This window comes from Rathayibacter sp. AY1E3 (genome assembly GCF_002932235.1).
GTDB lineage: Bacteria > Actinomycetota > Actinomycetes > Actinomycetales > Microbacteriaceae > Rathayibacter.
Map to the genome: position 1 here is coordinate 70,871 of NZ_PSVN01000009.1, position 22,128 is coordinate 92,998.

A 22,128-nucleotide genomic window follows, 5' to 3' on the forward strand; every position below is an offset into this window, starting at 1 on the left:
ACCCGGGAGGGCCCGTGGACACGGCGGGAAGAAGTCTAACCGCGCCGGACGCGGGTCCGGCCGGGAGAGCGCGGATCACTCCCCGCGCAGCACCTCGAGGGCGTGCACCAGGTCGTCGGGGTACGACGCCTCGAACTGCACCCACTCCCCCGAGCCCGGGTGGGTGAAGCCGAGCCGGACCGCGTCGAGCCACTGGCGGGTGAGGCCGAGCCGCTTCGAGAGGGTCGGATCGGCGCCGTACATGGCGTCGCCGACGCACGGGTGGCGCTGGGCGGCCATGTGCACGCGGATCTGGTGGGTGCGGCCGGTCTCGAGGTGGATCTCGAGGAGGGAGGCGAACGGGAAGGCCTCGATCGTCTCGTAGTGGGTCACCGAGGGCTTGCCGTCGGCGCGGACCGCGAACTTCCAGTCCGAGGACGGGTGGCGGCCGAGCGGGGCGTCGATCGTGCCGGCGAGCGGGTCGGGGTGGCCCTGCACGACCGCGTGGTAGACCTTCTCGACCGTGCGGTCGTGGAACGCGCGCTTGAGGTGCGTGTAGGCGCGCTCGGACTTCGCGACGACCATGAGGCCGCTCGTGCCGGCGTCGAGCCGGTGCACGATGCCCGCGCGCTCGGCCGCACCGGAGGTCGACACGGTGAAGCCCGCGGCGGCGAGGGCGCCGAGCACCGTCGGTCCCTCCCAGCCCACGGCGGGGTGCGCGGCCACTCCGACGGGCTTGTCGATCACCACGATGTCGTCGTCGTCGTGCACGATGCCGAGGCCGGGGACCGCCATCGGCACGATCCGCGGCTCCTCGCGCGGGCTCCACTCGACGCTCAGCCAGGTGCCGGCGTGCACGCGGTCGCTCTTGTCGAGGACCCGTCCGTCGGCGCTCACTCCGCCCGCCTCCGCGACCTCGGCCGCGAAGGTGCGCGAGAAGCCGAGCAGCTTCGCGACGGCCGCGTCCACGCGGAGGCCGTCGAGCCCGTCCGGGACCGGCAGCTCTCGGGACTGCGCCATCAGCGTCCGCCGGGGCGGTCGGCGTCGCGGGCCGCCTCCTCGACGGAGGAGGCCGCTGCGGGGGCGCCCGCTCCGGGGGCGGCGGGAGCGCCGTTCTCGGACACGACCTGGTCCTGCTCGTCGCGGCCCGCGCGCTCACGGGTGCCGTCGAGGCCGACGCCCCGCACGCTCAGGAGGACGAACAGCGCCATCGCCGTGCAGATCGCGATGTCGGCGACGTTGTAGATCGCCGGGAGCAGCCACGGCGTGAAGAGGAAGTCGACGACGTGTCCGAGCCCGAAGGAGGGCTCTCGGAACAGCCGGTCGAAGAGGTTGCCGAGGGTGCCGCCGAGCAGCAGGCCGAAGAAGACGCCCCACGCGGTGGAGCGGATCCGGCGCGAGAACCAGATCACGGCGACGACGACGCACGCCGCGATGATCGAGAAGATCCAGGTCGACCCGCTCGCGAGGGAGAAGGCGGCGCCCGGGTTCTTCACGTAGTGCAGGATCAGGACGTCGCCGAGGACGTGGACGTCCTCGCCCAGGGTCAGGTTCGTCGTGACCAGGAGCTTCGCGGTCTGATCGATCGCGAAGACCGCGAGCGCGACGAGGCCGAGGGTGACGAGCACCCTCGGCCTGACGTCCGCTGCGGCGGGACTACGCCCCAAAGCCCGACAGCGAGGACTCCGTCGACGCCGGCTGGGTGTCGAGGTCGCGGAGCTGGCCCTCGATGTAGCTCTTCAGCTTCTGGCGGTACTCGCGCTCGAAGGTGCGGAGCTCGTCGATGCGGTGCTCGACCGTCGCGCGCTCCTCCTCGAGCTTCGCGACCTGCTGGCGCTGCTTGGCCTCGGCCTCGGCGACGATGCGGGCGGCCGTGGCACGGCCCTCGGCGACGAGAGCGTCGCGCTTCTCGGCACCCTCGCGCACGTGCTCCTCGTGGAGGCGGCGGGCGAGCTGCAGGAGTCCGCTGGAGCTCTCGGCCTCGTCGACCGGAGCCGACTGCGAGGAGCTGACGGGAGCGACGACCGGTGCGGGAGCCGGGGTGGGCTCGGGCTCGGGCTGCGGCTCCGGCTCGGGTGCCTCGTCGACCACCGGGGCGGGAGCAGGAGTGCTCTCGCGCGGGGCGTCGGGGACTCGGGCGTCCGACGGGCGGCTGTCGCCGGAGGAGAGGCGCTGACGAAGCTCCTCGTTCTCCTGGTTCAGGCGGCGGAGCTCCACGACGACCTCGTCGAGGAAGTCGTCGACCTCGTCCTGGTCGTATCCCTCACGGAACTTGGTCGGCTGGAACCGCTTGTTGACAACGTCTTCGGGAGTGAGCGCCATGGCTTTCCACCTTCGATTTCAAGTAGGTACACGTTTAACAACGCGCGACTAAAGCTAGCAACTTCAGGCGCACGGCGCAGTGCTGACACCGCGGGGAACGTCCGGACGTGCCAACGATACAGGGACGGTCAGGCGCGCTGGAGCCACGTGGCGATGTACATGCCCACGATGACGCAGAGCATGGTGAGGCTCCAGCCGAAATCGAGCGCGATCGGACCGATCGAGACCGGCTTGATCAGGCGTCGGAAGAAGCCGATCGGCGGGTCCGTGACGGTGTAGACGCCCTCCGCGGCGACGAGGCCGGCACCGCGGGGGCGCCAGTCGCGTCGGATCACGCGGACGAGGTCGAGCACGAACCGCGCCCACATCGCGAAGAAGTAGAGCAGCAGCACGAAGTACAGGACGCTCCCGAGGAGCGAGACGACGGAGGTCACCGGGGGCCAGGGCTCCCCGGGATCAGGACTTCGCGAAGAACGACGCGTCGGCGTCGCTCTCGGCGGAGGCGGAGTCGCCGGCGACGGTGATGTGCGACGGCGAGAGCAGGAAGACCTTGCTCGTCACGCGCTCGATGCGGCCGTAGAGGCCCTGCGAGAGTCCGCTCGCGAAGTCGATGAGGCGGCGGGCGTCCGCATCGCTCATCTGCGAGAGGTTGATGATCACGGGGATGCCGTCGCGGAAGTTCTCCGCGATGACCTGCGCGTCGCGGTACTGCTTCGGGTGGACGGTGAGGATCTCGTTCATCTCGGCGGGTGCCGTCGCCTTCGGGGTCTGGGGGGTGGGCTTGCGGAGCGGGGTGACCGTCGCGCGGGGCTGCTGCACCGGCTCGACGGGAGGGACGGGCTGCACCGGGGAGACCGGTGCGCGGTGGGCCGTCGCCGGGGCCGCCTCGACGGGCTCTGCGCGCTCGTACTCGACCTCTTCGTCGGCGAGTCCGAGGTAGACCATCGTCTTCTTCAGCGGGTTGGCCATGGGGTGTCCTCCGTGTCGTGTGTGCTCCCACAGGTGGGTCACCACGAGGTTAGGTGCGGGCGGGGCGTTCTCCGGTGATTGCCGATCCGATTCGCAGGTGTGTCGCACCCTCCGCGATCGCCTCGGCGAAGTCGTTCGACATGCCCGCCGAGATCGCCGTGGCGGAGGGCTCGACGGCGCGCACGCGGTCGGAGATGGACCGGAGCCGGGCGAACGCCGGACGGGGCTCCTCGTCCAGCGGGGCGACCGCCATCACGCCGCGCAGCGTGAGGCCGGGCGCCCCGGCGAGAGCCTCGGCGAGGGGCTCGACGTCGGCGGGCGACGCTCCCCCGCGGTCGGGATCCTCGGTGAGGTTGACCTGCAGGAACACGTCGAGCGGCTCCTCCCCCGCCTCCAGCAGCGGGACGAGCGCGAGCCGGTCGACGGAGTGGACCGCGTCGGCGTAGCGGCGCACCTGGCGCGCCTTCTTGCTCTGGAGCTGCCCGATGAAGTGCCAGCGCGCAGCGGTCCCCGCCAGCTCGGCCGACTTCTCCTGCGCCTCCTGGTGCCGGTTCTCGCCGAAGTCGACGACGCCCAGCTCGAGGAGGTCGCGGAGCAGCGACACGGGGTGGAACTTGGTCACCACGATGGTCGTGACCGAGGACGCCTCGCGACCGGCCGAGCGGGTCGCGTCGGCGACCCGCTCGGAGACCTCGGCCCAGCGCGCGGCCAGCTCCGGATCCGGCACGACTACTTGAGGAAGTCGGGGATGTCCAGGTCGCTGTCGTCGTCGTCGAAGGACGGGTCGGCGACAGGGGCCGGGGCGGCGACGGGGGTGCTCGACCAGATCGAGCCGGCCGCAGGGGCGGCGGCGGGAGCCGGGACGGGCTCGGCGGCCGACTCGCTCGCCGAGCTCTGCTGCTGGCGCGGCTGGGCGATCGCGGCCTGAGCGGTCCCGCCCGGCTCTCCGCCGTCGAAGCCCGCGGCGATGACGGTGACGCGCACCTCGTCGCCGAGCGTGTCGTCGATCACGGCACCGAAGATGATGTTCGCCTCGGCGTGCACCGCCTCCTGGACGAGGCGCGCCGCGTCGTTGATCTCGAAGATGCCGAGGTTCGAGCCGCCCTGGATCGAGAGGAGCACGCCGTGCGCGCCGTCGATGCTGGCCTCGAGCAGCGGTGAGGCGACGGCCAGCTCGGCCGCCTTGATCGCGCGATCGGCGCCGCGCGACGAGCCGATGCCCATCAGCGCCGAGCCCGCGCCCTGCATGACCGACTTCACGTCGGCGAAGTCGAGGTTGATCAGGCCGGGCGTGGTGATCAGGTCGGTGATGCCCTGGACGCCGGCGAGGAGCACCTGGTCGGCGGTCGCGAAGGCCTCGAGCATCGAGATGCCGCGGTCGCTGATCTCGAGCAGGCGGTCGTTCGGGACGACGATGAGCGTGTCGACCTCGTTCTTCAGCGTCGCGACGCCGGCCTCGGCCTGCGTCTGCCGACGGCGTCCCTCGAACCCGAAGGGCTTGGTCACGACGCCGATGGTGAGGGCGCCGATCGACTTGGCGATCCGCGCGACGACGGGCGCGCCGCCTGTGCCGGTACCGCCGCCCTCGCCCGCGGTGACGAAGACCATGTCGGCCCCCGCGAGGACCTCCTCGATCTCCTCGGCGTGGTCCTCGGCGGCGCGGCGGCCGACCTCGGGGTCGGCGCCGGCGCCGAGTCCGCGGGTCAGCTCGCGGCCCACGTCGAGCTTGACGTCGGCGTCGCTGAGCAGGAGCGCCTGGGCGTCCGTGTTGATCGCGATGAATTCGACACCGCGCAGGCCGAGCTCGATCATGCGGTTGACGGCGTTGACGCCGCCACCGCCGATGCCGACGACCTTGATCACGGCGAGGTAGTTCTGGTTTGAAGTCACGTCTCCGGCCTCCGGGCTGAACCTTAAACCTGTAGTTGAGGCTTAAAGTTATGCTGAGTATGCATTTGGGGTTCGGCTCCGACGGTAGGCGGAGTCCGGTCGCGCTCCCAGCAGACACGCCCGCAACGCTCGAAAGAACACGCGGATCCGCCGCCGGTCAGGGCCGGGGCGCCACGACGGCGGCCTGGGGCGAGGACACGTCGTAGGTGCCGACGACGGCGGGGTCGGTCGCGGCCATCAGCTTCTCGAGCACGACGGCTTTGAGCGGCGACTCGTCCGACCCGCCCCAGACGACTTCCGTGCCGTTCTGCAGGGTGAGCGAGACGTCGTCGCCGGTCGTGGCCGTCGCTGCCGTCACCTGCGGAGCGAGCGACGCGGGCAGGGAGCGCAGCACCCGTGCGGTCGCGCGGAAGCCGGCTCCCGAGGCGTCGCCGGACGCGGTGGTGAGGACCGGGTAGCCGGGCTGCGCCGAGTCCGCCGTCTCGATGACGACTCCGGCCGCGTCCACGAGCTCGAAGCGGCCCCCCGCCGCGATCACGCCGAGGGGCGTGCGCTCGACGATCGACACCACGAGGGTGCTCGGCGGACGGGTCTGCACCGAGTAGCTCTGGATGAGCGGGGACGCGCCCAGCACGCGGCCGACTTCGTCCCGGTCCACCAGGGTGAGCGGGACGCCGAGCTGGTCGTCGAGCTCGCTCTGCAGGGCGGCGGCGTCGACGCGCTGGGTGCCCGAGATCTCGATCGTGCGCACGGCCATGAGCGGCGAGTAGGCCGCGACTCCGACGATCAGGGCGAGGGCGACGAGCGACCCGGCCACGACCAGGGCGATCAGGCGGCGCCGACGCGCGCGCTTCGTGAAGCGGCGGACCTCCCCCCGCTCGTAGCGCCTCCGCTCGCGGGCGGCCCGGGAGACGGCCCGGTTCTCGGCACCGGGCAGGCGCAGGCCCGAGAGGGTGCGGCGGACCGCGCCCGCGCGCCACGGAGTGCGCTCGGCCGGCTCCGGGTCCACGCGGATCGCGGTGACGATCCGGATCGGCTCGGTGTCCGGCTCCGGCTCGCCGCCGCGCGTGGGGACGCTCCGACCGGGCGCCGGAGGGCGTCCGCCGTCGGGCCGCTTCACGGCCGCTCCCCCGCTTCGGGCGCGAGGACCGCGGTCATCGTGCGACCGGCGCGGCCTCGCTCGCGCCGAGCGACTCGAGCACCTGCGGGATGATCCGGTAGACGTCGCCGCAGCCGAGGGTGATGACGAAGTCGCCCTCGCGCGCGATGCCGGCCGTGAGGCGGGCCGCCTCCGCCCAGTCCGGGACGAACGAGACGTGCGACGGGTCGGCGAACTTCTCGCTGACCAGCGCTCCGGTCACTCCGGGCTCCGGATCCTCGCGCGCCCCGTAGACGTCGAGGACGATCGTCTCGTCGGCGTAGCGCTCGAGCGTCTCGGCGAACTCGCGGGCGAAGAGGCGGGTGCGGCTGTAGAGGTGCGGCTGGTGCACGGCGATGATGCGGCCCTCGCCGACCACGGTGCGCGCGGCGGAGAGGGCGGCGGCCACCTCGGTGGGGTGGTGGGCGTAGTCGTCGTAGACGCTGACTCCGCGGACCGCTCCGTGCAGCTCGAAGCGGCGCTCCGTGCCTCCGAACGCCGACACGGCCTCGAGCGAGGCGGCCGGATCGAAGCCCAGGCCCACCAGCACTGCGAACGCGCCGGCCGCGTTGATCGCGTTGTGCCGGCCGGGGATGCGGAGGCGGGCCGAGTAGCGCCTGCCCTCGTACTCGACCGAGAAGCCGACGGGGCCGACGAGGTCGAGGTCGACGACGCGGACGTCCGCCCCCTCGGCCTCGCCGAAGGTCAGCACCCGTCCGCCGTCCAGCCGCTCGGTGACGCGGACGGCGCCGGGGTCGTCGGAGGAGATGACGACGAGCTCGCTCGCGGAGGAGGCGAAGGTGACGAAGGCCTCCTCGAACGCCTCCAGCGATCCGTAGTGGTCGAGGTGGTCCGGATCGACGTTCGTGATGAGGGCGACCGCGGTGTCGTAGAGGAGGAAGCTGCCGTCCGACTCGTCGGCCTCGACGACGAAGACCTCGCCGGAGCCGGCGGCGGAGGAGGTGCCGAGGCTCTCGATGATGCCGCCGTTGACGAAGCTGGGGTCGGCGTCGACGCCGAGCAGGCCGGTGACGATCATGCCGGTCGACGTGGTCTTGCCGTGCGCTCCGGCCACCGCGACCAGGCGCTTGCCGCGCACCAGCCAGGCGAGGGCCTGCGAGCGGTGCAGCACGGGCAGGCCGCGCTCCTTCGCGAGCAGGTACTCCGGATTGTCGGGCCACAGGGCGGAGGTGACGACGACCGCCTCGGCGTCCCCGAGGTTCGCCGCGTCGTGGCCGATGGCGACCGGGACGCCGAGCTCCCGCAGCTGCTCGATGGGGTGGGACTCGCGGACGTCCGACCCGGTGACCCGGTGCCCGGCGTGGTGGAACAGCCGGGCGATCCCGCTCATCCCGGAGCCGCCGATGCCGATGAAGTGGACCGAGCCGAGCTCGTCGGGGACGGTGATGCCGAGGTCGGGCTTGATCACGGGGCTCTCGCTTTCGGGTGGGTCGCGGCGGGCGGGAGGAGCCTCCCGCGGTGCGCCGGATCAGTGTAGACGGTGGGCGGGAGTGCTCTCCCGAGCCGCGCGGAGCGGGCTCAGCGCGGAGCGGAGAGGGTCGACTCGATCAGGTCGACGAGCCGCCCGGAGCCGTCGCGGACTCCCACGCGGGCGGCCCGGCGCGCCATCTCGTCGCGACGGGCGGTTTCGGCCAGGAGCGGTACGAGCTCCCGCTGGACCCAGCCGGGGAGGAAGGCGGCGTCCTCGACGAGGACCGCTCCCCCGGCGTCGACGACGCCGCGCGCGTTGTAGCGCTGCTCGCCGTTGCCGACCGGGTACGGGACGTAGACCGCGGGCAGGCCGAGGGCTGTCAGCTCGCTGACGGTCGCCGCCCCCGCGCGGGAGACGGCCACGTCCGCGGCGGACAGCGCGAGGTCCATCCGGTCGCAGTAGGCGAGGAGGTGGTAGCCGGCCACCCCCGGGTCCGTGATCTCGGCGCGGTCGCCCGTGATGTGGAGGACCTGGAAGCCGGTGGCGACGAGATCCCGGGCGGCGGCGTGCACCGTCGCGTTGATCCGTCGAGCGCCGAGGGAGCCGCCGGTCACCAGGAGGGTCTGCCGGGACGGGTCGAGGCCCAGCGCCGCCATCGCCTCGTCGCGGCGCGCGGCCCGGTCGAGCTCGGCGATCTCGCGGCGCAGCGGCATGCCGACCACCCGCGCGTGCGGCAGGGGCGTGCCCTCGAAGGCCACGCCGACCGAGCGGGTCGCGCGCGCGCCGAGGCGGTTGGCGAGCCCGGGGCGCGCGTTGGCCTCGTGGACGGTGAAAGGGACGCCGGCGCGGCGGGCCGCCAGGTAGGCGGGTGCTGCCGCGTACCCGCCGAAGCCGACCACCGCGTCGATCCGCCGGTCGCGGATCGTCCGGACGATGCCGGCGATGGTCGCGCGGAAGGCTCCGGGGAACCGCAGCGCCGCCGCGTTCGGGCGGCGCGGGAACGGCAGCCGCGGGATCACCGAGAGCTCGTACCCGCGGAGGGGGACGAGGCGCGCCTCGAGCCCCTCGGCGGTGCCGAGCACGAGCACCTCGTCGTCCGGGTTCCGCCTGCGGATCTCGTCGGCCGTCGCGAGCAGCGGATTGACGTGGCCGGCGGTGCCGCCGCCGGCGAGCAGGTAGCGGGTCACTCCGCCGCCGCCTTCCTGCGGCGCAGCACGCCCGCGCCGGGCAGGGGCGCGGTCTGGGTGCGGGCGAAGGAGAGGACGACGCCGATGGCGAGAAGCGAGCTGAGCAGGGCGGTGCCTCCGGAGGAGATCAGCGGCAGCGGGACCCCCAGCACCGGGAGCACCCCCAGGACCACGCCGATGTTGACGAACGCCTGGCCGATCAGCCAGACCATGATCGCGCCGGTGCTGATCCGCACGAACGGATCGGAGGACGCGTGGATGACGCGGAAGAAGGCGACCGCGAGGACCACGAACAGCGCCAGGACGACGATCGCTCCGATCAGCCCGAGCTCCTCGCCGATGATGGCGAAGATGTAGTCGTTGTCCGCGGCGGGCAGCCAGGACCACTTGGCCTTGGAGTTGCCGAGGCCCACGCCGAAGATCCCGCCGGAGGCCATCGCCCAGGTGCCGTGCACCGGCTGCCAGCACGAGTTCTGGTACTCCTCGACGTTGGAGCAGTCGCCGAGGAAGGACATGATCCGGGTGAGGCGGTTGTCGCTGGAGACGGCGAACAGCACCGCTCCGATCGCACCGACCACCACGATCGGCACGAGGACCTTCATCTGGACGTTCGCGTAGAAGAGCGCGGCGAGGACGATGCCCGCCATGATCACGACCGTGCCCAGGTCGCCTCCGATGAGGACCAGTCCGATCGCCGCGCCGCCGACGATCAGGACGGGGATGAGCGCGTCCTTCCAGTCCTTCGGCGACCGGTAGCGGCGGGCGAGCAGGAGCCCCAGCCAGAGGGCGAGCGCGAGCTTGATGATCTCGGAGGGCTGCATGCTGAAGGCGCCGAGGCGGATCCAGTTGCGGTTCCCGCCGACGGAGTCGCCGAGCGGTGTGAAGAGCACGAGGCACTGGAGGACGCAGCCGGCGATGAGCAGGATCGGCGTCACGCGCTTCCACACGCCGAGGGGCAGCCGCGAGACCACCAGCATCATCGGAATCCCGAGGAGGGCGAACCCGCCCTGGCGCAGGAAGCCCCCGAAGGAGTCGTCGCTCGACACGTAGGAGGTGACCGACGAGGAGGAGAGCACCATCGTCAGTCCGAACAGCACCAGGAAGAGCGTGGTTCCGAAGAGGAGGTAGAAGTTCGGCGAGTGGGAGGCGAAGACCTTCGAGAGGACGATCCGCGCGGAGCGGGCCCCGCTCCGGTCCTTCCCGCGCGGCTCAGTGCGCGAGCGGCCCGCGGGGCGGCTCGTCGTCGGAGCGGTCATCGGCTCCCCCTCCCAGGTGTGTCGCCACGGCGGCCGCGAAGGAGCGGCCCCGAGCCGCGTAGTCGAGGAACTGGTCCATCGAGGCCGCGGCGGGTGCGAGCAGGACGACGTCCCCCGAGCGGGCGAGCGTCGCGGCCGCCTCGACGGCCGCCTGCATCACCGCACCAGTGTCGTCCGGCACCGCCTCGCTCACGGGGAGGGCGGGCGCGTGTCGTCGGAATGCCGCGAGCAGCGCCGAGCGGTCGGCGCCGATCACCACGGCGCCCCGCAGGCGGCCGACGTGCGCGGCCACGAGGGCGTCCACGTCGACGCCCTTGAGCAGGCCGCCGACGACCCAGACGACCGACGGGTACGCGCGCAGCGAGGCGTCGGCGGCGTGCGGGTTCGTGGCCTTGGAGTCGTTCACCCAGGCCACCCCGTCGTGCTCGGCGACGACCTGGATGCGGTGGGCGTCGAGCTCGAAGGACGCCAGCGCGGTGCGGACGGCCGTGACCTCGATCCCGCACGCTCGGGAGAGCGCTGCCGCGGCGAGCACGTTCTGGACGATGTGCGGAGCGGCGAGGTTCCGAGCGGCGAGCTCGTCCACGGTGGTGATCTCGAGGGCACTGGTGCGGCGGTCCTCGAGGAAGGCGCGGTCGCAGAGGATGCCGTCGACGATCCCGAAGTCGCTCGGGCCGGGCACGCCGAGGCCGAATCCGATCGCCCGGGCGCCCTCCACCACCTCGGCGTCGAGGACCATCTGCTCGGTCGCCGCGTCGGCGCGGTTGTACACGCAGGCGACGCGGGTGCCGGCGTAGACCTTGCCCTTGGCCGCGCGGTAGGCGTCGAACGAGCCGTGCCAGTCGAGGTGGTCGTCGGCGATGTTGAGGCACGCGCTCGCGATCGGCTCGATCGCGCCCAGGTAGTGCAGCTGGTAGCTCGAGAGCTCCACGACGAGGACGTCGAAGCCCTGCGGGTCGCGGACCGCGTCGAGCACGGGCACGCCGATGTTGCCGCAGGGGGCGGCGCGGAGGCCGCCGGCCACGAGCATCGTCGCCGTGAGCTGGACGGTCGTGGTCTTCCCGTTGGTGCCGGTGACGGCCACCCAGTCGGCCGGAGTGCCGTCGGCGCGCACGACCTTGTCGCGGACACGCCAGGCGAGCTCGACGTCGCCCCACACGGGGATCCCGGACTCCGCCGCCCACACGAGGATCGGGTGCGTCGGCCGGAAGCCGGGCGACACCACGACCAGCTCCGGTGAGAACGCGTGCAGCTCCTCCGGAGCGGAGTCGAGGCGGTCGGCCCGGTGCAGGCGGGCGCCGATCACCTCGAGCAGGCGCTCGCGCTCCTCATCGGCGCGGTCGGCGAGGACCAGCACCTCGGAGCCGAGCTCGGTCAGGGTGTCGGCCACCGAGAACCCGGTGACGCCCAGGCCCAGCACGGCGACGCGCAGGCCGCGCCAGTCCGAGTGCCAGCTGCGGAGGGAGTCGGGACGGGCGGGATCGGTCATGCCAGCGACAGCCATTCCAGGTAGAAGAGCCCGACTCCGGCGGCGACGAAGATGCCGGCGATGATCCAGAACCGGACCACGACCGTGATCTCGGCCCAGCCCTTGAGCTCGAAGTGGTGGTGGAGCGGGCTCATCAGGAAGATGCGCTTGCCCCGGGTCAGCTTGAAGTAGATCCGCTGGAGGATGACCGAGCCGGTCACGATGACGAACAGGCCGCCGATGAGGATGACCAGCAGCTCGGTGCGGGTGAGGATCGCCAGGGCCGCGAGCGCGCCGCCGAGGCCGAGCGAGCCGGTGTCGCCCATGAAGATCTGCGCCGGCGAGGTGTTCCACCAGAGGAAGCCCACCAGGGCACCGGAGACGGCCGCCGCGATGATGGCCAGGTCGAACGGGTCGCTCACCTGGTAGCACTTGTCGACGACCTCGGGGTTGAGGTGCTGGTCGAAGCACCACTGGTTCGACTGCCAGAACCCGATGATGACGTAGGAGCCGATCGCGAGGATCGAGGACCCGGTGGCGAGTCCGTCGAGCCCGTCGGCGACGTTCACGCCGTTCGACGTGCTGGTGACGATGATGCAGATCCACAGCACGAACAGGCCGATGCCGATCCAGCCGAGGGAGGCGAAGTCGAACGGCAGGTCGCGGATGAACGAGATCGAGGTGGACGCGGGGGTGAGCCCGTTGGAGTCGCGGACCATGATCGCGATCACCGCGAAGGCCGCGGCGACGATGACCTGGCCGGCGATCTTCGCCCAGCCGCCGAGGCCGAGGCTGCGCTGGTTGCGGGTCTTCAGGAAGTCGTCGACGAAGCCGACGAGTCCGAGCCCGACCATCATGAAGAGCACCAGCAGGGCCGACGGCGCGATCGCCCGGTTGCCGAACAGCATCCCGAGGAAGTAGCCGACCACGGTGCCGATGATGATGACGATGCCGCCCATCGTCGCCGTGCCGTGCTTGACGTGGTGCGACTTCGGTCCGTCCTCGCGGATGAACTGGCCCCACTGCAGGCGGTGGAAGAGGCGGATGAACAGGGGCGTCATCAGGAGCGTGAAGGCTCCCGAGAACGCGCCGGACAGGAGGAGTGCCCTCATCGGTGACGCTCCCCGAGACGGTCGGCGAGGAAGCGCAGCCCCGCGGAGTTGGACGACTTGACCAGCACGGTGTCGCCGGGTCGCAGGTAGTCCTCGAGGAGGTCGAACGCCTCGTCGGAGGTCTCGGCGAAGACGGACTCGCCGCTCCACGATCCCTCGCGCTCGGCCGCGACGTGGATCCGGCGGGCGCCTCGGCCCACCACCACGATCTGGGAGATGTTGAGGCGGACGGCCAGCAGGCCCACGCGCTCGTGCTCCTCGTCGGCCCACTCGCCGAGCTCGCTCATCTCTCCCAGGACGGCGACGGTGCGCCCCCCGGGCTTCGCGATCTGGGCGAGGGTGCGCAGGGCGGCCGCGGTGGAGTCGGGACTCGCGTTGTACGCGTCGTTGATGACGCGGACGTCCTCGCCGCCCAGGACCTCCATGCGGCCGCGCTCGGCGAGGGTGACGGTCGCGAGAGCCTCGACGATCGCGGGCAGCGCCACTCCGACAGAGAGCGCGGCGGCGGTCGCCGCGAGGGCGTTCATCACGTGGTGCTCGCCGAGGACACGCAGCAGGAGCTCGGCGCGAGCGGCCTCGCGGCCCTCCCCCGCCGAGACCTCGATGGCGAAGCGGGTGCCGTCGGCGGTCGCGTCGATGTCGACGGCGCGGACGTCCGCGCTCTCGCCGCGGCCGAACCAGAGGACCCGGGCGGCGGTGCGGCCCGCCATCGAGGCGACCCGGCCGTCGTCGGCGTTCAGCACGGCGACGTCGTCGGCGGTGAGGTCGGCGACCATCTCGGTCTTGGCCTCGAGCGTGCGCTCGATCCCACCGAACTCGCCGGCGTGCGCGAGGCCCACGGCGAGGACGACGCCGACGTCGGGCCTGGCCATCCGGACGAGGCGGCGGATCTCGCCGACCGCGCTCGCGCCCATCTCGGCGACGAGGAAGCGCGTCGACTCGGACACCTGGAGCATCGTGATCGGCGCGCCGACCTCGTTGTTGAAGGATCCGCGCGGAGCGACCGTCTCGCCGACCCGCTCGAGGACGGTGCGGAGGAGGTTCTTGGTCGTCGTCTTGCCGTTCGAGCCGGTGACGCCGATGACGGTCAGCCCGCCCTTCGCGCGGACGCGCCGGACGACCTCGGTCGCCAGCGCGCCGAGCGCCTCGACGGAGTCGTCGACGAGGACCTGCGGCACGTCGAGGTCGAGCGGGCGCTCCACGATGAGGAGCGCGGCACCGCGCTCGAGAGCGGCGGGAGCGAAGAGGTGACCGTCGGTGTGCTCGCCGCGCTTGGCGACGAAGATGCCGCCGGGCGCGATCTCGCGGGAGTCGGTCTCGGTCGCTCCGTCGATCACGGTGGCGGCCGTGGCGGACGAGCCGGCCAGGTGGAGGCGTCCGGAGACGGCCTCGGCGATCTCGGTGAGGGTGAGGGCGATCATCTACAGCCAGCCCGCCTCGCGCAGCGCGTGACGGACGTCGTCTCTGGCCGAATACGGCATGTGCACTCCTGCGATCTCCTGGTGGTCCTCGTGGCCGGGCCCGGCGTAGAGGATCGAGTCCCCTTCGCGCGCGAGGGCGACGGCGGCGCGCACGGCGGCGCGCGGGTCGGCGATCTCGTGGATCTCCCGGTCGGGCACGGCGGCCCGGGCGCCCTGGAGGAGCGCGGCGCGGATGGCGGCCGGATCCTCCCAGCGCGGGTGGAAGTCGGTGACGACCACGACGTCGGCGAGGCGGGCGGCGATGGCGCCCATGTCGCTCCGCTTGGTCGTGTCGCGGTCCCCGTCCGCCCCGAACACCATGAACAGGCGGCCGGGCGTGATGGACCGCAGCGCCTCGAGCGCGTTCTGGAACGCGTCGGGGGTGTGGCCGTAGTCGACGTAGACGCGCGGTCCGCGCTCCCCCGAGACGAGCTCTGCGCGGCCCGGGATGTAGACGTCGAGACGGCTGTCCTCGAGCGCGTGCGCGACGGCGTCCAGGTCGAAGCCCGACTCCACCAGCATCACGATCGCCAGCGCCGCGTTGGACGCCATGTACCAGCCGATCAGCGAGACGGTGACGACGACGGAGCGGTTCTCGGGCCCCTCCAGGCGGAAGGTGGTGCTGTCGGGCGTCGCGTCCAGCACCGTCATCGACCAGTCGGCGGGCGTCGTCGGGGCGACTCCGACGACCGGCGAGCCGGCGAGCGTCGCGACGGGGATGCGGCTGCGCTCGGCGAGCTCGCGCCCCCAGGCGCTGTCGACCGTGACGACGCCGCGGCGTGCGCGCTCCGGCTCGAAGAGGTCGGCCTTGGCCTCGAAGTACTCGCGCAGATCGGAGTAGTCGTCGAGGTGGTCGTGGCTGAGGTTCGTGAAGCCGACGACGTCGAAGACGAGGCCGTCGATCCTGTGCCGCGTGAGCGCCTGCGCCGACACCTCGATGGAGACCGCGCGGACGGCGGACTCGCGCATCCGCGCGAGCAGGCCGTGCAGCTCGCTCGCCTCGGGAGTGGTCAGCGAGCTGACCACGGCGACGTCGCCGATCCGGCGCTCGGCGGTGGAGCTGAGGCCGGAGACGACTCCGAGCCGGCGCAGCAGCGCGTCGAGGATGTAGACGACGCTCGTCTTGCCGTTGGTCCCCGTCACGCCGAAGAGCGTCGGGACGTCCTCGCGGGTGCGGTGGATCCACGCGGCGACGTCGCCGAGGGCGGCCCGCGGGTCGGGGGTCACCAGCACGGGCAGGCCGCTGTCGGCGGCGAGCTCCGCTCCGGCCGGGTCGGTCAGCACGGCGACGGCTCCGGACGCCGCGGCGGCCGACGCGAAGGCCGCGCCATGGGCACGGCGTCCTGCGACACCGACGTAGAGGTCCCCGGACTCGACCTGGTTCGAGTCCAGCGTGACTCCGCTCACCTCGACGCCCTCGAGGCCGCGGACCGGGCCGAGGGAGAACTCGGCCACGAGCTGCGAGAGGCTCCGCGGCACGGGGTGCTCGGGGCGGAGGGAGGACTGCGGGCGAGGGTCGTGCACTGCCCGCTCTTTCTCTCGTTCTGGTGCGTGGATCGTGGTCCCGGCGGGGCTCACCACGTCGTGGGGTACTGGACGGGCGGCACCGTGGACGGCTCCACCCGGTTGGTCTTGAGCACCTGGGTCATGACCTGCTGGAAGACGGGAGCCGTCGCCTGGGACGTGTTCATCTTAACCGGATCGGCGATGGTGACCGTCACGACGTACTCCGGGTCCTCCGCCGGCGCGAGCCCGGCGAGTGAGACGGTGTAGCTCTTCGAGTAGCCGCCCTTCCCGTCGGGCTGCTGCGCGGTACCGGTCTTGGTGGCGATGTTGTAGCCGTCGACGTGGATGTCGTTCGCCAGCCAGCCCTCGTTGTAGTGCGTCTGCAGCATGTCGACGACCTGCTTCGCGGCCGAGCTCGACACCACCTGGGTGCCCGTCGCATCGGGGACGTCCACGACGGAGCCGTCGGCCGTGGTGCAGCCGTCGATCAGCTGCGACGGGAGCCGCACTCCGCCGTTGCCGAGCGTTTGGTAGATGCTCGCGACCTGCACCGCGGTCGCCGAGACGCCCTGGCCGAACATCGTCGTGTAGTTCGTCTGGTTGTCCCAGTCCTGGTAGTCGGCGAGCAGGCCGCCCTCCTCGCCGGGGAAGCCGCTCGTGGTGGGCGTGCCGAGACCGAACTTCTGCAGGTAGTCGTAGCGGGTCTGCGCCGACAGGCGGGAGCCGAGCATGGAGATGCCGACGTTCGACGAGTCCTTGAGGATGCCGGTCAGCGTGTAGTTCGTCGGGGTGTGCGCGAAGTCGTCGCTGAACGAGGCGCCGTCCTTCTCGAAGGAGTCCGGGACGACGACCTGGGTCGTCGGGCCCGCCTGGCCCTGGTCGATCAGCATCGCGGCCGTCATCGGCTTGAAGGTCGAGCCCGGCTCGAACGGCGCCCGGAAGGCGCGCGAGCTGCGGTCGGCGGAGGCGCTCGCCTCGACGTTGTTGGGGTCGACGGTCGGCGTCTCGGCCACGGCGAGCAGCTTGCCGGTCTTGACCTCCTGCACCACGACGATCCCGTAGCTGCCGCCGACCTCGGCGACGCGCTGCGAGAGGACCTGCTGGGAGTAGTACTGGAGGTCGGAGTCGATGGTGAGCTTCAGCGTCCCGCCGTCGACGGCCGGGGTCTCCGAGACGGTGCTGCCCGGGATCCGGACGTAGTCGGCGCTGCGCTCGTAGCTCTCGGACCCGTTCTGCCCCGCGAGGCAGGTGTTCTCCGCGTACTCCATGCCCTCCTGGGCCGCTCCGTCCGCCCCGACGTAGCCGACGAGGTTGCCGGCCACCGCGCCGTTGGGGTAGCTGCGTCCCTGCTGGGTCTCGAAGTAGGTCCACGGGATGTCGAGCGCGACGAGCTTCTGGTAGGCCTCGAGGTCGAGCCCCTCCGAGAGGATCAGGTAGTTGGCCTTCGCGTCCTTCGCGAGCGCGGCGTCCACCGCTCCGGTGATCTGCTCGACCGACTGCCCGGTGATCGCGCCGATCTCGGAGGCGGCCTGCTGCACGCTGACCATGACCTTCTGGTCCTCGCCCAGCTCGCGCGGGAACTCGGCCACGTTCTTCGGCGAGGTCGTCAGCCGGTAGCGCGTGGTGGTGTCCGCGAGCACCGTCCCGGAGCGGTCCACGATGGGGCCGCGCTGGCCGTAGGTGACGACGCTGTTCGACTGGTTCTGGGCGGCCGCATCGGTGAGCTCGTTCGCCCGCACGATCTGGATGTCCACCAGCTTGCCGATGAAGAGTCCGACGACGGCGACGATGATGACGAACGTGACGGCCGTGCGGCGTCTGCTCGAGCGGTGGTGTCTCACTGCGGCGGTGTCCTTCTTGCTCCGGGCGGGCGGGCCGCCGTTCGTCGGGTCCGGATGGTCGTCGTGCGCCCCACGGGGCGGGTGCCCGCGCGGAGGCGGACCGCGACGCCGTGCGTCAGTGCGTGATGGGCGCGGGCAGCTCGCCCTGCAACGGTACGGCCGCACCGTCGACAGCCGGGGAGGACGCGCTCGCGCCGGGCTGGAGAGCCGGGACGAGGGCGTTGGGCACGAGCGGCGCGGAGGCGGTGCCCGCGACTTCGCTCGACGCGGCGGAGGAGGGGTCGCCCAGCACGGCGCCGTCCGAGAGGCGGAGGTAGACCGGCGCGGTGTTGGCGACCATGCCCAGGCCCTGCGCCGCGGTGGCGAGGTTCTGCGGCGAGCTCAGCGTGTCGACGGCGTCCTGCTTCTCCGCGTTGCTGCGGGTGAGCGACTTCTGCTCGGTCTGTAGCGCCGAGATCTGGTAGGCCCCCTGCGAGAGGCCGACGCTCACCAGGAGCTGGACGACGATGATCGCGAAGAGGCCGGCGACGGCGACGATCCCGTAGACGAGCTTCGGGCGCGACTGCGCCTGACCGGCCGGGACGGCCTCAATGCGGGGGCGGGGCGCCTCCTCCTCGGGGCGTGCTCGGCGGGCGGTGTCGATGACGGCGGGGTCGATGACGGCGGTGGCGCTCATGCGGTGCTCCTGATCCTCTCGGCCGCGCGCAGACGCACGGGTGTCGCTCGGGGGTTGCGGGCCTTCTCGTCGTCGGAGGCGAGCTCGGCTCCGCGGATGACGAGTCGGAACTCGGGTCGGTGCTCCGGCAGCTCCATCGGGAGGCCGGCCGGGGCGGTGGAGGAGGACGCGGCCTGGAGCGCGCGCTTGACGATCCGGTCCTCGAGCGACTGGTACGCCTCGACGACGATCCGCCCGCCCTCGTTGATCCGGCCCAGCGCGGCGGGGATCGCCCGCTCGAGGACGGACAGCTCCTGGTTGACCTCGATCCGCAGCGCCTGGAAGACGCGCTTGGCGGGGTGGCCGTTCCGCTGGATCGCGACCGGGGTCGCCGCCTGGATGATCTCGACGAGACGGCCGGAGCGCTCCAGCGGAGCCTCGCGACGGGCCTCCACGATCTTCTTGGCGTAGCGCGCGGCGAGGCGCTCCTCGCCGTACTCGTGGAAGATGCGGCGCAGGGCGGTCTCGTCGTAGTCGGCGAGGATGCTCGCCGCCGTGAGCGGGGCGGTCGAGTCCATCCGCATGTCCAGCGGCGCGTCCTTGGAGTAGGAGAAGCCGCGCTCGGTCTCGTCGAGCTGGAGCGAGGAGACGCCGAGGTCGAAGAGCGCACCGTCGATCGTGTCGATGCCCAGCTCGTCGAGCACGTCGGGCAGCTCGTCGTAGACGGCGTGCACGAGGTCGATCCGGGAGGCGTGGGCGGAGAGCCGCTCCCCCGCGAGCTGCAGCGCCTCGGGGTCGCGGTCCAGGCCCACGAGGTGCAGGCCGGGGAAGCGCTCGAGCAGCGCGAGCGAGTGCCCGCCCATGCCGAGCGTCGCGTCGACGACGACCGCCCCGTCGCGCTCCAGCGCCGGAGCCAGGAGCTCGACGCAGCGCTCGAGCAGCACCGGGAGGTGCCGCTCCTCGGTCGGGCGCGGAGCGCCCTTCGGAGTGTTCTCTGCCATGGCGGTCCCGCCGTTCCCGTTCCTGTCGTCCGATCCCCATCCACCTCGCGTCCGGACACCGGGGAAGGTGCGTCCGGGCGCCGAGTGGCTGGGAGTCGCGCGACAGGACCTAGAACAGGCCGGGGATCACCTCCTCCTGGGTGTCGGAGAACACGGACTCCTGCTCCTGCAGGTAGGTCTCCCAGGCGCCCTGCGCCCAGATCTCGGCGCGGTTGCCCGCTCCGATGACGGTGAGGTCGCGGTCGAGGCCCGCGTACGCACGCAGCGGAGCCGGGAGAGTCACGCGGTTCTGCTTGTCCGGCGTCTCGGCGCTCGCGCCCGAGAGGAACACCCGGAGGAAGTCCCGCGCCTGCTTGCTGGTCACCGGCGCCTGCCGGATCTTCTCGTGCATCACCTCGAACTCGGCCTGGCTGAACACGTACAGGCACCGCTCCTGGCCGCGCGTGACGACGACTCCGGAGGAGAGCTCGTCGCGGAACTTGGCGGGGAGGATCACGCGGCCCTTCTCGTCGAGCTTGGGGGAATAGGTGCCGAGGAACACGGACTGCCCCCCACTTCTTCCGGCCAAGGATGGTGTGTCCTCCACAGTACTCCACTTCCCCCCACTCACAACCCCGGCGCGGCGCGGGGCGCGCCGGAGAGGCCCCGGTCATCCGCGTGTTTCCGCGGAATCGCGACAGTGGGGCGAAGTGGAGGGGGAAGGCCGCGGGAGGGAGGCCGCGGGCACGAAAAAAGGGCCGATCCGTGAGGATCGACCCTGTGGTGGAGCGGAGGGGAGGCTAGCCGCGCCCGTCTCCGCGGTTGTCCCACCTGTCGTTCAGACGGTCCATGAAGCCGGACCCCTGGCGGTTGCCCGAGCGGGGCTTCGACGGACGGCCGACGTCGGGCAGGCCGGGCTCGGCGGAGCCGCCGGCGGCCGGGCGCATGGCCACGATCACGCCGCCGAGCATGAAGGCGAACCCGAGGATGCCGACGAGGGGCTGGCGCACGACCACGCCCGCGACGAGCACGGCGAGACCGAGGATGCCGAGCAGGATGCCGAGCACGAGGGCTCGGTAGTTGGTGCCGCCGCGCCCCTTGCCGACCGCCGCCACGAAATCGGCGTCGTTCTGGTAGAGGTTCCGCTCCATCTCATCGAGGAGCCGTTGCTCGTGTTCCGAAAGCGGCATCGTGACCCCTTCAGGGTGCGGCGTCGACCCTTTCGGGGATCGGCACCGGAATAGGCGGCGTCTGGGCTCGACCGGTCGGGCGGCGCTTCAGTGTAGACCGAGCCCGACGCAGGCACCAGGCACCTTCGGTGCATAGGCTGGTCGGGTGAACCACAGCTCTCGACTGGTCGATCGCGTCCAGCTCCGAATCGATGAATTCCTCACCGGGCGCACGCCAATTCTGCGCTCCATAGGAGAGGACGTCTTCGCCCTCGGCGACCTTTCGCGGGACTTTCTCAGCGGGGGCAAGCGGTTCCGCGCGCGCTTCTGCGAGGCGGGCTGGAACGCCGTGTCGAGCACCTCGAGCGAGGCCCATCCGAGCGGCTCCGATCCGATCGCGAGGGTGGGCGCCGGCCTGGAGCTGTTCCACGCCGCCGCTCTCGTCCACGACGACGTGATCGACAACTCCGACACCCGCCGCGGCGCTCCCGCGGCGCACCGGCGCTTCTCCTCCTTCCACGCCGACGGCGGCTGGACCGGCGACCGCGACGAGTTCGGCCGCTCCTCCGCGATCCTCCTCGGCGACCTCCTCCTGGTCTGGTCGGACGAGATCTTCGCCGCGGCGGAGTGGTCGCTCGGGGATCGAGTCGCGGCCGAGCGCGCGCGCGCCGAGTTCAACCTGATGCGCACCGAGGTCACGCTGGGCCAGTACCTCGACATCCTCGAGGAGAGCGCGTGGGTGCAGCACCCCGAGCACGAGCACCTGCAGCGGGCGGAGCGGGTGGTGGTCTACAAGAGCGCGAAGTACAGCATCGAGGCGCCGCTGGTGATCGGCGGCTCCCTCGCCGGCGGCGACGACGCTCAGCTGGACGCCCTGCGCCGCTTCGGGCTCCCGGTCGGGATCGCCTTCCAGCTGCGCGACGACGTCCTCGGAGTCTTCGGCGACCCGGCGGTGACGGGAAAGCCGGCCGGCGACGATCTGCGGGAGGGCAAGCGCACCGTGCTGCTCGGCCTCGCCCGCGGCGCGTGCTCGCCGGGCGAGCGGGCCGAGCTCGACGCGGTCGTGGGCCGGAGCGACGCCGACGCGGCGTCCATCGCGCGGGCGCAGGAGATCATCGCGGGCAGCGGCGCCCTCGAGCGGCTCGAGGAGCGCATCGACCAGGAGGTGGCCGCGGCGATCGCGGTCCTCCCCGACGCGCCGCTCCGCACGGAGGGCGTGGCGGAGCTGCGCGAGCTGGCAGCCCAGGTCACGGTCCGCACCTCCTAGGAGCGGACCGGCGGGATCAGGCCAGGGCCTGGGCGACCCGCCGGACCTCGGCCTTGCGGCCGGCGCGGAGGGCGACGATCGGGCTCGTGCCCAGGCTCTCCTCGACCGTCAGCATCCAGTCGACCGCCTCGTCGTCGGTGAAGCCGGAGTCGGCGAGCAGGATCGCGGTGCCGCGGATCTCGCTCATCGGCTCCCCGTCGCGGAGGAAGAGGGCGGGGACCTTCAGCACGCCGTCGCGGCGGGTGCCGAGCAGGTGGCGCTCCTCGAGGAGGCGGCGGACCCGGCCGGCGCCGAGCCCGGTCAGCTCTACGAGGTCGGGGACGGTCAGCCACTCGAGCTCGGAATCGGTCGAGGTGGCGGGGGAAGCGGACGAGTCGGTCACGTGTCAAGACTGCCACGAGCCCGGAGGGCCGCCAACTGCGGGCGTCCGGAGAAGGAGTCGCGCCCGTCCTGCACCGCCCGGGCGTCGCTCACCGGTTCCCCCGGGGGTCTTGCCT

At 72.0% G+C, this 22,128-nt stretch carries 22 protein-coding genes; 1 reads left to right on the top strand and 21 read right to left on the bottom strand.

Annotated features, from left to right (window positions below):
- Window positions 1-75: 75 nt before the first annotated feature.
- From C5C53_RS09360 to C5C53_RS09455, 20 genes are all read right to left on the bottom strand, one after another.
- Window positions 76-999, bottom strand: coding sequence for an RluA family pseudouridine synthase (locus C5C53_RS09360; RefSeq protein ID WP_104233341.1), 924 nt, complete (start codon window positions 997-999; stop codon window positions 76-78).
- Window positions 999-1,607, bottom strand: a complete 609-nt coding sequence (lspA, locus tag C5C53_RS09365; protein ID WP_104267390.1) for a signal peptidase II — start codon at window positions 1,605-1,607, stop codon at window positions 999-1,001. The genes C5C53_RS09360 and lspA overlap by 1 nt, the downstream gene beginning before the upstream one ends.
- Window positions 1,608-1,635: 28 nt before the next feature.
- Window positions 1,636-2,301, bottom strand: a complete 666-nt coding sequence (locus C5C53_RS09370) for a DivIVA domain-containing protein (protein ID WP_104267391.1) — start codon at window positions 2,299-2,301, stop codon at window positions 1,636-1,638.
- Between the two features lie 128 nt (window positions 2,302-2,429).
- Entirely contained in the window at window positions 2,430-2,735 is a 306-nt protein-coding gene (locus C5C53_RS09375) for a YggT family protein (RefSeq protein WP_258059242.1), read from the bottom strand.
- Between the two features lie 22 nt (window positions 2,736-2,757).
- Window positions 2,758-3,270, bottom strand: a complete 513-nt coding sequence (locus C5C53_RS09380; protein WP_104222599.1) for a cell division protein SepF — start codon at window positions 3,268-3,270, stop codon at window positions 2,758-2,760.
- A 49-nt stretch (window positions 3,271-3,319) separates the two neighbouring features.
- The gene (locus tag C5C53_RS09385) at window positions 3,320-3,997 is read right to left on the bottom strand and encodes a YggS family pyridoxal phosphate-dependent enzyme (RefSeq protein ID WP_104222598.1); all 678 of its coding nucleotides are present in this window, start codon (window positions 3,995-3,997) and stop codon (window positions 3,320-3,322) included.
- A gap of 2 nt (window positions 3,998-3,999) precedes the next feature.
- Window positions 4,000-5,160 carry a cell division protein FtsZ gene (gene ftsZ, locus C5C53_RS09390; RefSeq protein ID WP_104222597.1) on the bottom strand — a complete coding sequence of 387 codons (1,161 nt, stop codon included), beginning with the start codon at window positions 5,158-5,160 and terminating at the stop codon, window positions 4,000-4,002.
- A 157-nt stretch (window positions 5,161-5,317) separates the two neighbouring features.
- The gene (locus C5C53_RS09395) at window positions 5,318-6,280 is read right to left on the bottom strand and encodes a cell division protein FtsQ/DivIB (RefSeq protein WP_104267392.1); all 963 of its coding nucleotides are present in this window, start codon (window positions 6,278-6,280) and stop codon (window positions 5,318-5,320) included.
- 34 nt (window positions 6,281-6,314) lie between these two features.
- The gene (gene murC, locus C5C53_RS09400) at window positions 6,315-7,727 is read right to left on the bottom strand and encodes a UDP-N-acetylmuramate--L-alanine ligase (protein ID WP_104233346.1); all 1,413 of its coding nucleotides are present in this window, start codon (window positions 7,725-7,727) and stop codon (window positions 6,315-6,317) included.
- Between the two features lie 110 nt (window positions 7,728-7,837).
- A complete protein-coding gene (gene murG, locus C5C53_RS09405; RefSeq protein ID WP_104267393.1) occupies window positions 7,838-8,917 on the bottom strand; it encodes an undecaprenyldiphospho-muramoylpentapeptide beta-N-acetylglucosaminyltransferase in 1,080 nt (359 codons plus the stop codon).
- On the bottom strand, window positions 8,914-10,173 hold the full coding sequence (gene ftsW, locus C5C53_RS09410) for a putative lipid II flippase FtsW (RefSeq protein ID WP_104222593.1): 1,260 nt from the start codon (window positions 10,171-10,173) through the stop codon (window positions 8,914-8,916). The genes murG and ftsW overlap by 4 nt, the downstream gene beginning before the upstream one ends.
- Complete coding sequence (murD, locus tag C5C53_RS09415) at window positions 10,127-11,662, bottom strand: UDP-N-acetylmuramoyl-L-alanine--D-glutamate ligase (protein ID WP_104267394.1); 1,536 nt, start codon at window positions 11,660-11,662, stop codon at window positions 10,127-10,129. Before murD ends, ftsW begins: the two co-directional genes overlap by 47 nt.
- Window positions 11,659-12,753: a phospho-N-acetylmuramoyl-pentapeptide-transferase gene (gene mraY, locus C5C53_RS09420; RefSeq protein WP_104222591.1), complete on the bottom strand. Its 1,095-nt coding sequence runs from the start codon at window positions 12,751-12,753 to the stop codon at window positions 11,659-11,661. Before mraY ends, murD begins: the two co-directional genes overlap by 4 nt.
- Window positions 12,750-14,174 carry a UDP-N-acetylmuramoyl-tripeptide--D-alanyl-D-alanine ligase gene (murF, locus tag C5C53_RS09425; RefSeq protein ID WP_104222590.1) on the bottom strand — a complete coding sequence of 475 codons (1,425 nt, stop codon included), beginning with the start codon at window positions 14,172-14,174 and terminating at the stop codon, window positions 12,750-12,752. Before murF ends, mraY begins: the two co-directional genes overlap by 4 nt.
- A complete protein-coding gene (locus C5C53_RS09430) occupies window positions 14,175-15,737 on the bottom strand; it encodes a Mur ligase family protein (RefSeq protein WP_104222589.1) in 1,563 nt (520 codons plus the stop codon).
- Between the two features lie 50 nt (window positions 15,738-15,787).
- Window positions 15,788-17,560, bottom strand: coding sequence for a penicillin-binding protein 2 (locus tag C5C53_RS09435; protein ID WP_258063941.1), 1,773 nt, complete (start codon window positions 17,558-17,560; stop codon window positions 15,788-15,790).
- Window positions 17,561-17,675: 115 nt separating this feature from the next.
- Window positions 17,676-18,236, bottom strand: a complete 561-nt coding sequence (locus C5C53_RS09440; RefSeq protein WP_104222588.1) for a hypothetical protein — start codon at window positions 18,234-18,236, stop codon at window positions 17,676-17,678.
- Window positions 18,233-19,216: a 16S rRNA (cytosine(1402)-N(4))-methyltransferase RsmH gene (gene rsmH / locus C5C53_RS09445; RefSeq protein WP_104225374.1), complete on the bottom strand. Its 984-nt coding sequence runs from the start codon at window positions 19,214-19,216 to the stop codon at window positions 18,233-18,235. The genes C5C53_RS09440 and rsmH overlap by 4 nt, the downstream gene beginning before the upstream one ends.
- Window positions 19,217-19,325: 109 nt before the next feature.
- Complete coding sequence (mraZ, locus tag C5C53_RS09450; RefSeq protein ID WP_104222586.1) at window positions 19,326-19,757, bottom strand: division/cell wall cluster transcriptional repressor MraZ; 432 nt, start codon at window positions 19,755-19,757, stop codon at window positions 19,326-19,328.
- A 238-nt stretch (window positions 19,758-19,995) separates the two neighbouring features.
- Complete coding sequence (locus tag C5C53_RS09455; protein WP_104222585.1) at window positions 19,996-20,385, bottom strand: DUF3040 domain-containing protein; 390 nt, start codon at window positions 20,383-20,385, stop codon at window positions 19,996-19,998.
- A gap of 145 nt (window positions 20,386-20,530) precedes the next feature.
- On the opposite strand from C5C53_RS09455, the gene C5C53_RS09460 reads away from it, so the two are divergent.
- On the top strand, window positions 20,531-21,631 hold the full coding sequence (locus tag C5C53_RS09460) for a polyprenyl synthetase family protein (protein WP_104267395.1): 1,101 nt from the start codon (window positions 20,531-20,533) through the stop codon (window positions 21,629-21,631).
- A gap of 16 nt (window positions 21,632-21,647) precedes the next feature.
- Here the strand turns inward: C5C53_RS09460 and C5C53_RS09465 are convergent, their stop codons facing one another.
- Window positions 21,648-22,013, bottom strand: a complete 366-nt coding sequence (locus C5C53_RS09465; protein ID WP_104222583.1) for an Rv2175c family DNA-binding protein — start codon at window positions 22,011-22,013, stop codon at window positions 21,648-21,650.
- Window positions 22,014-22,128: the final 115 nt, after the last annotated feature.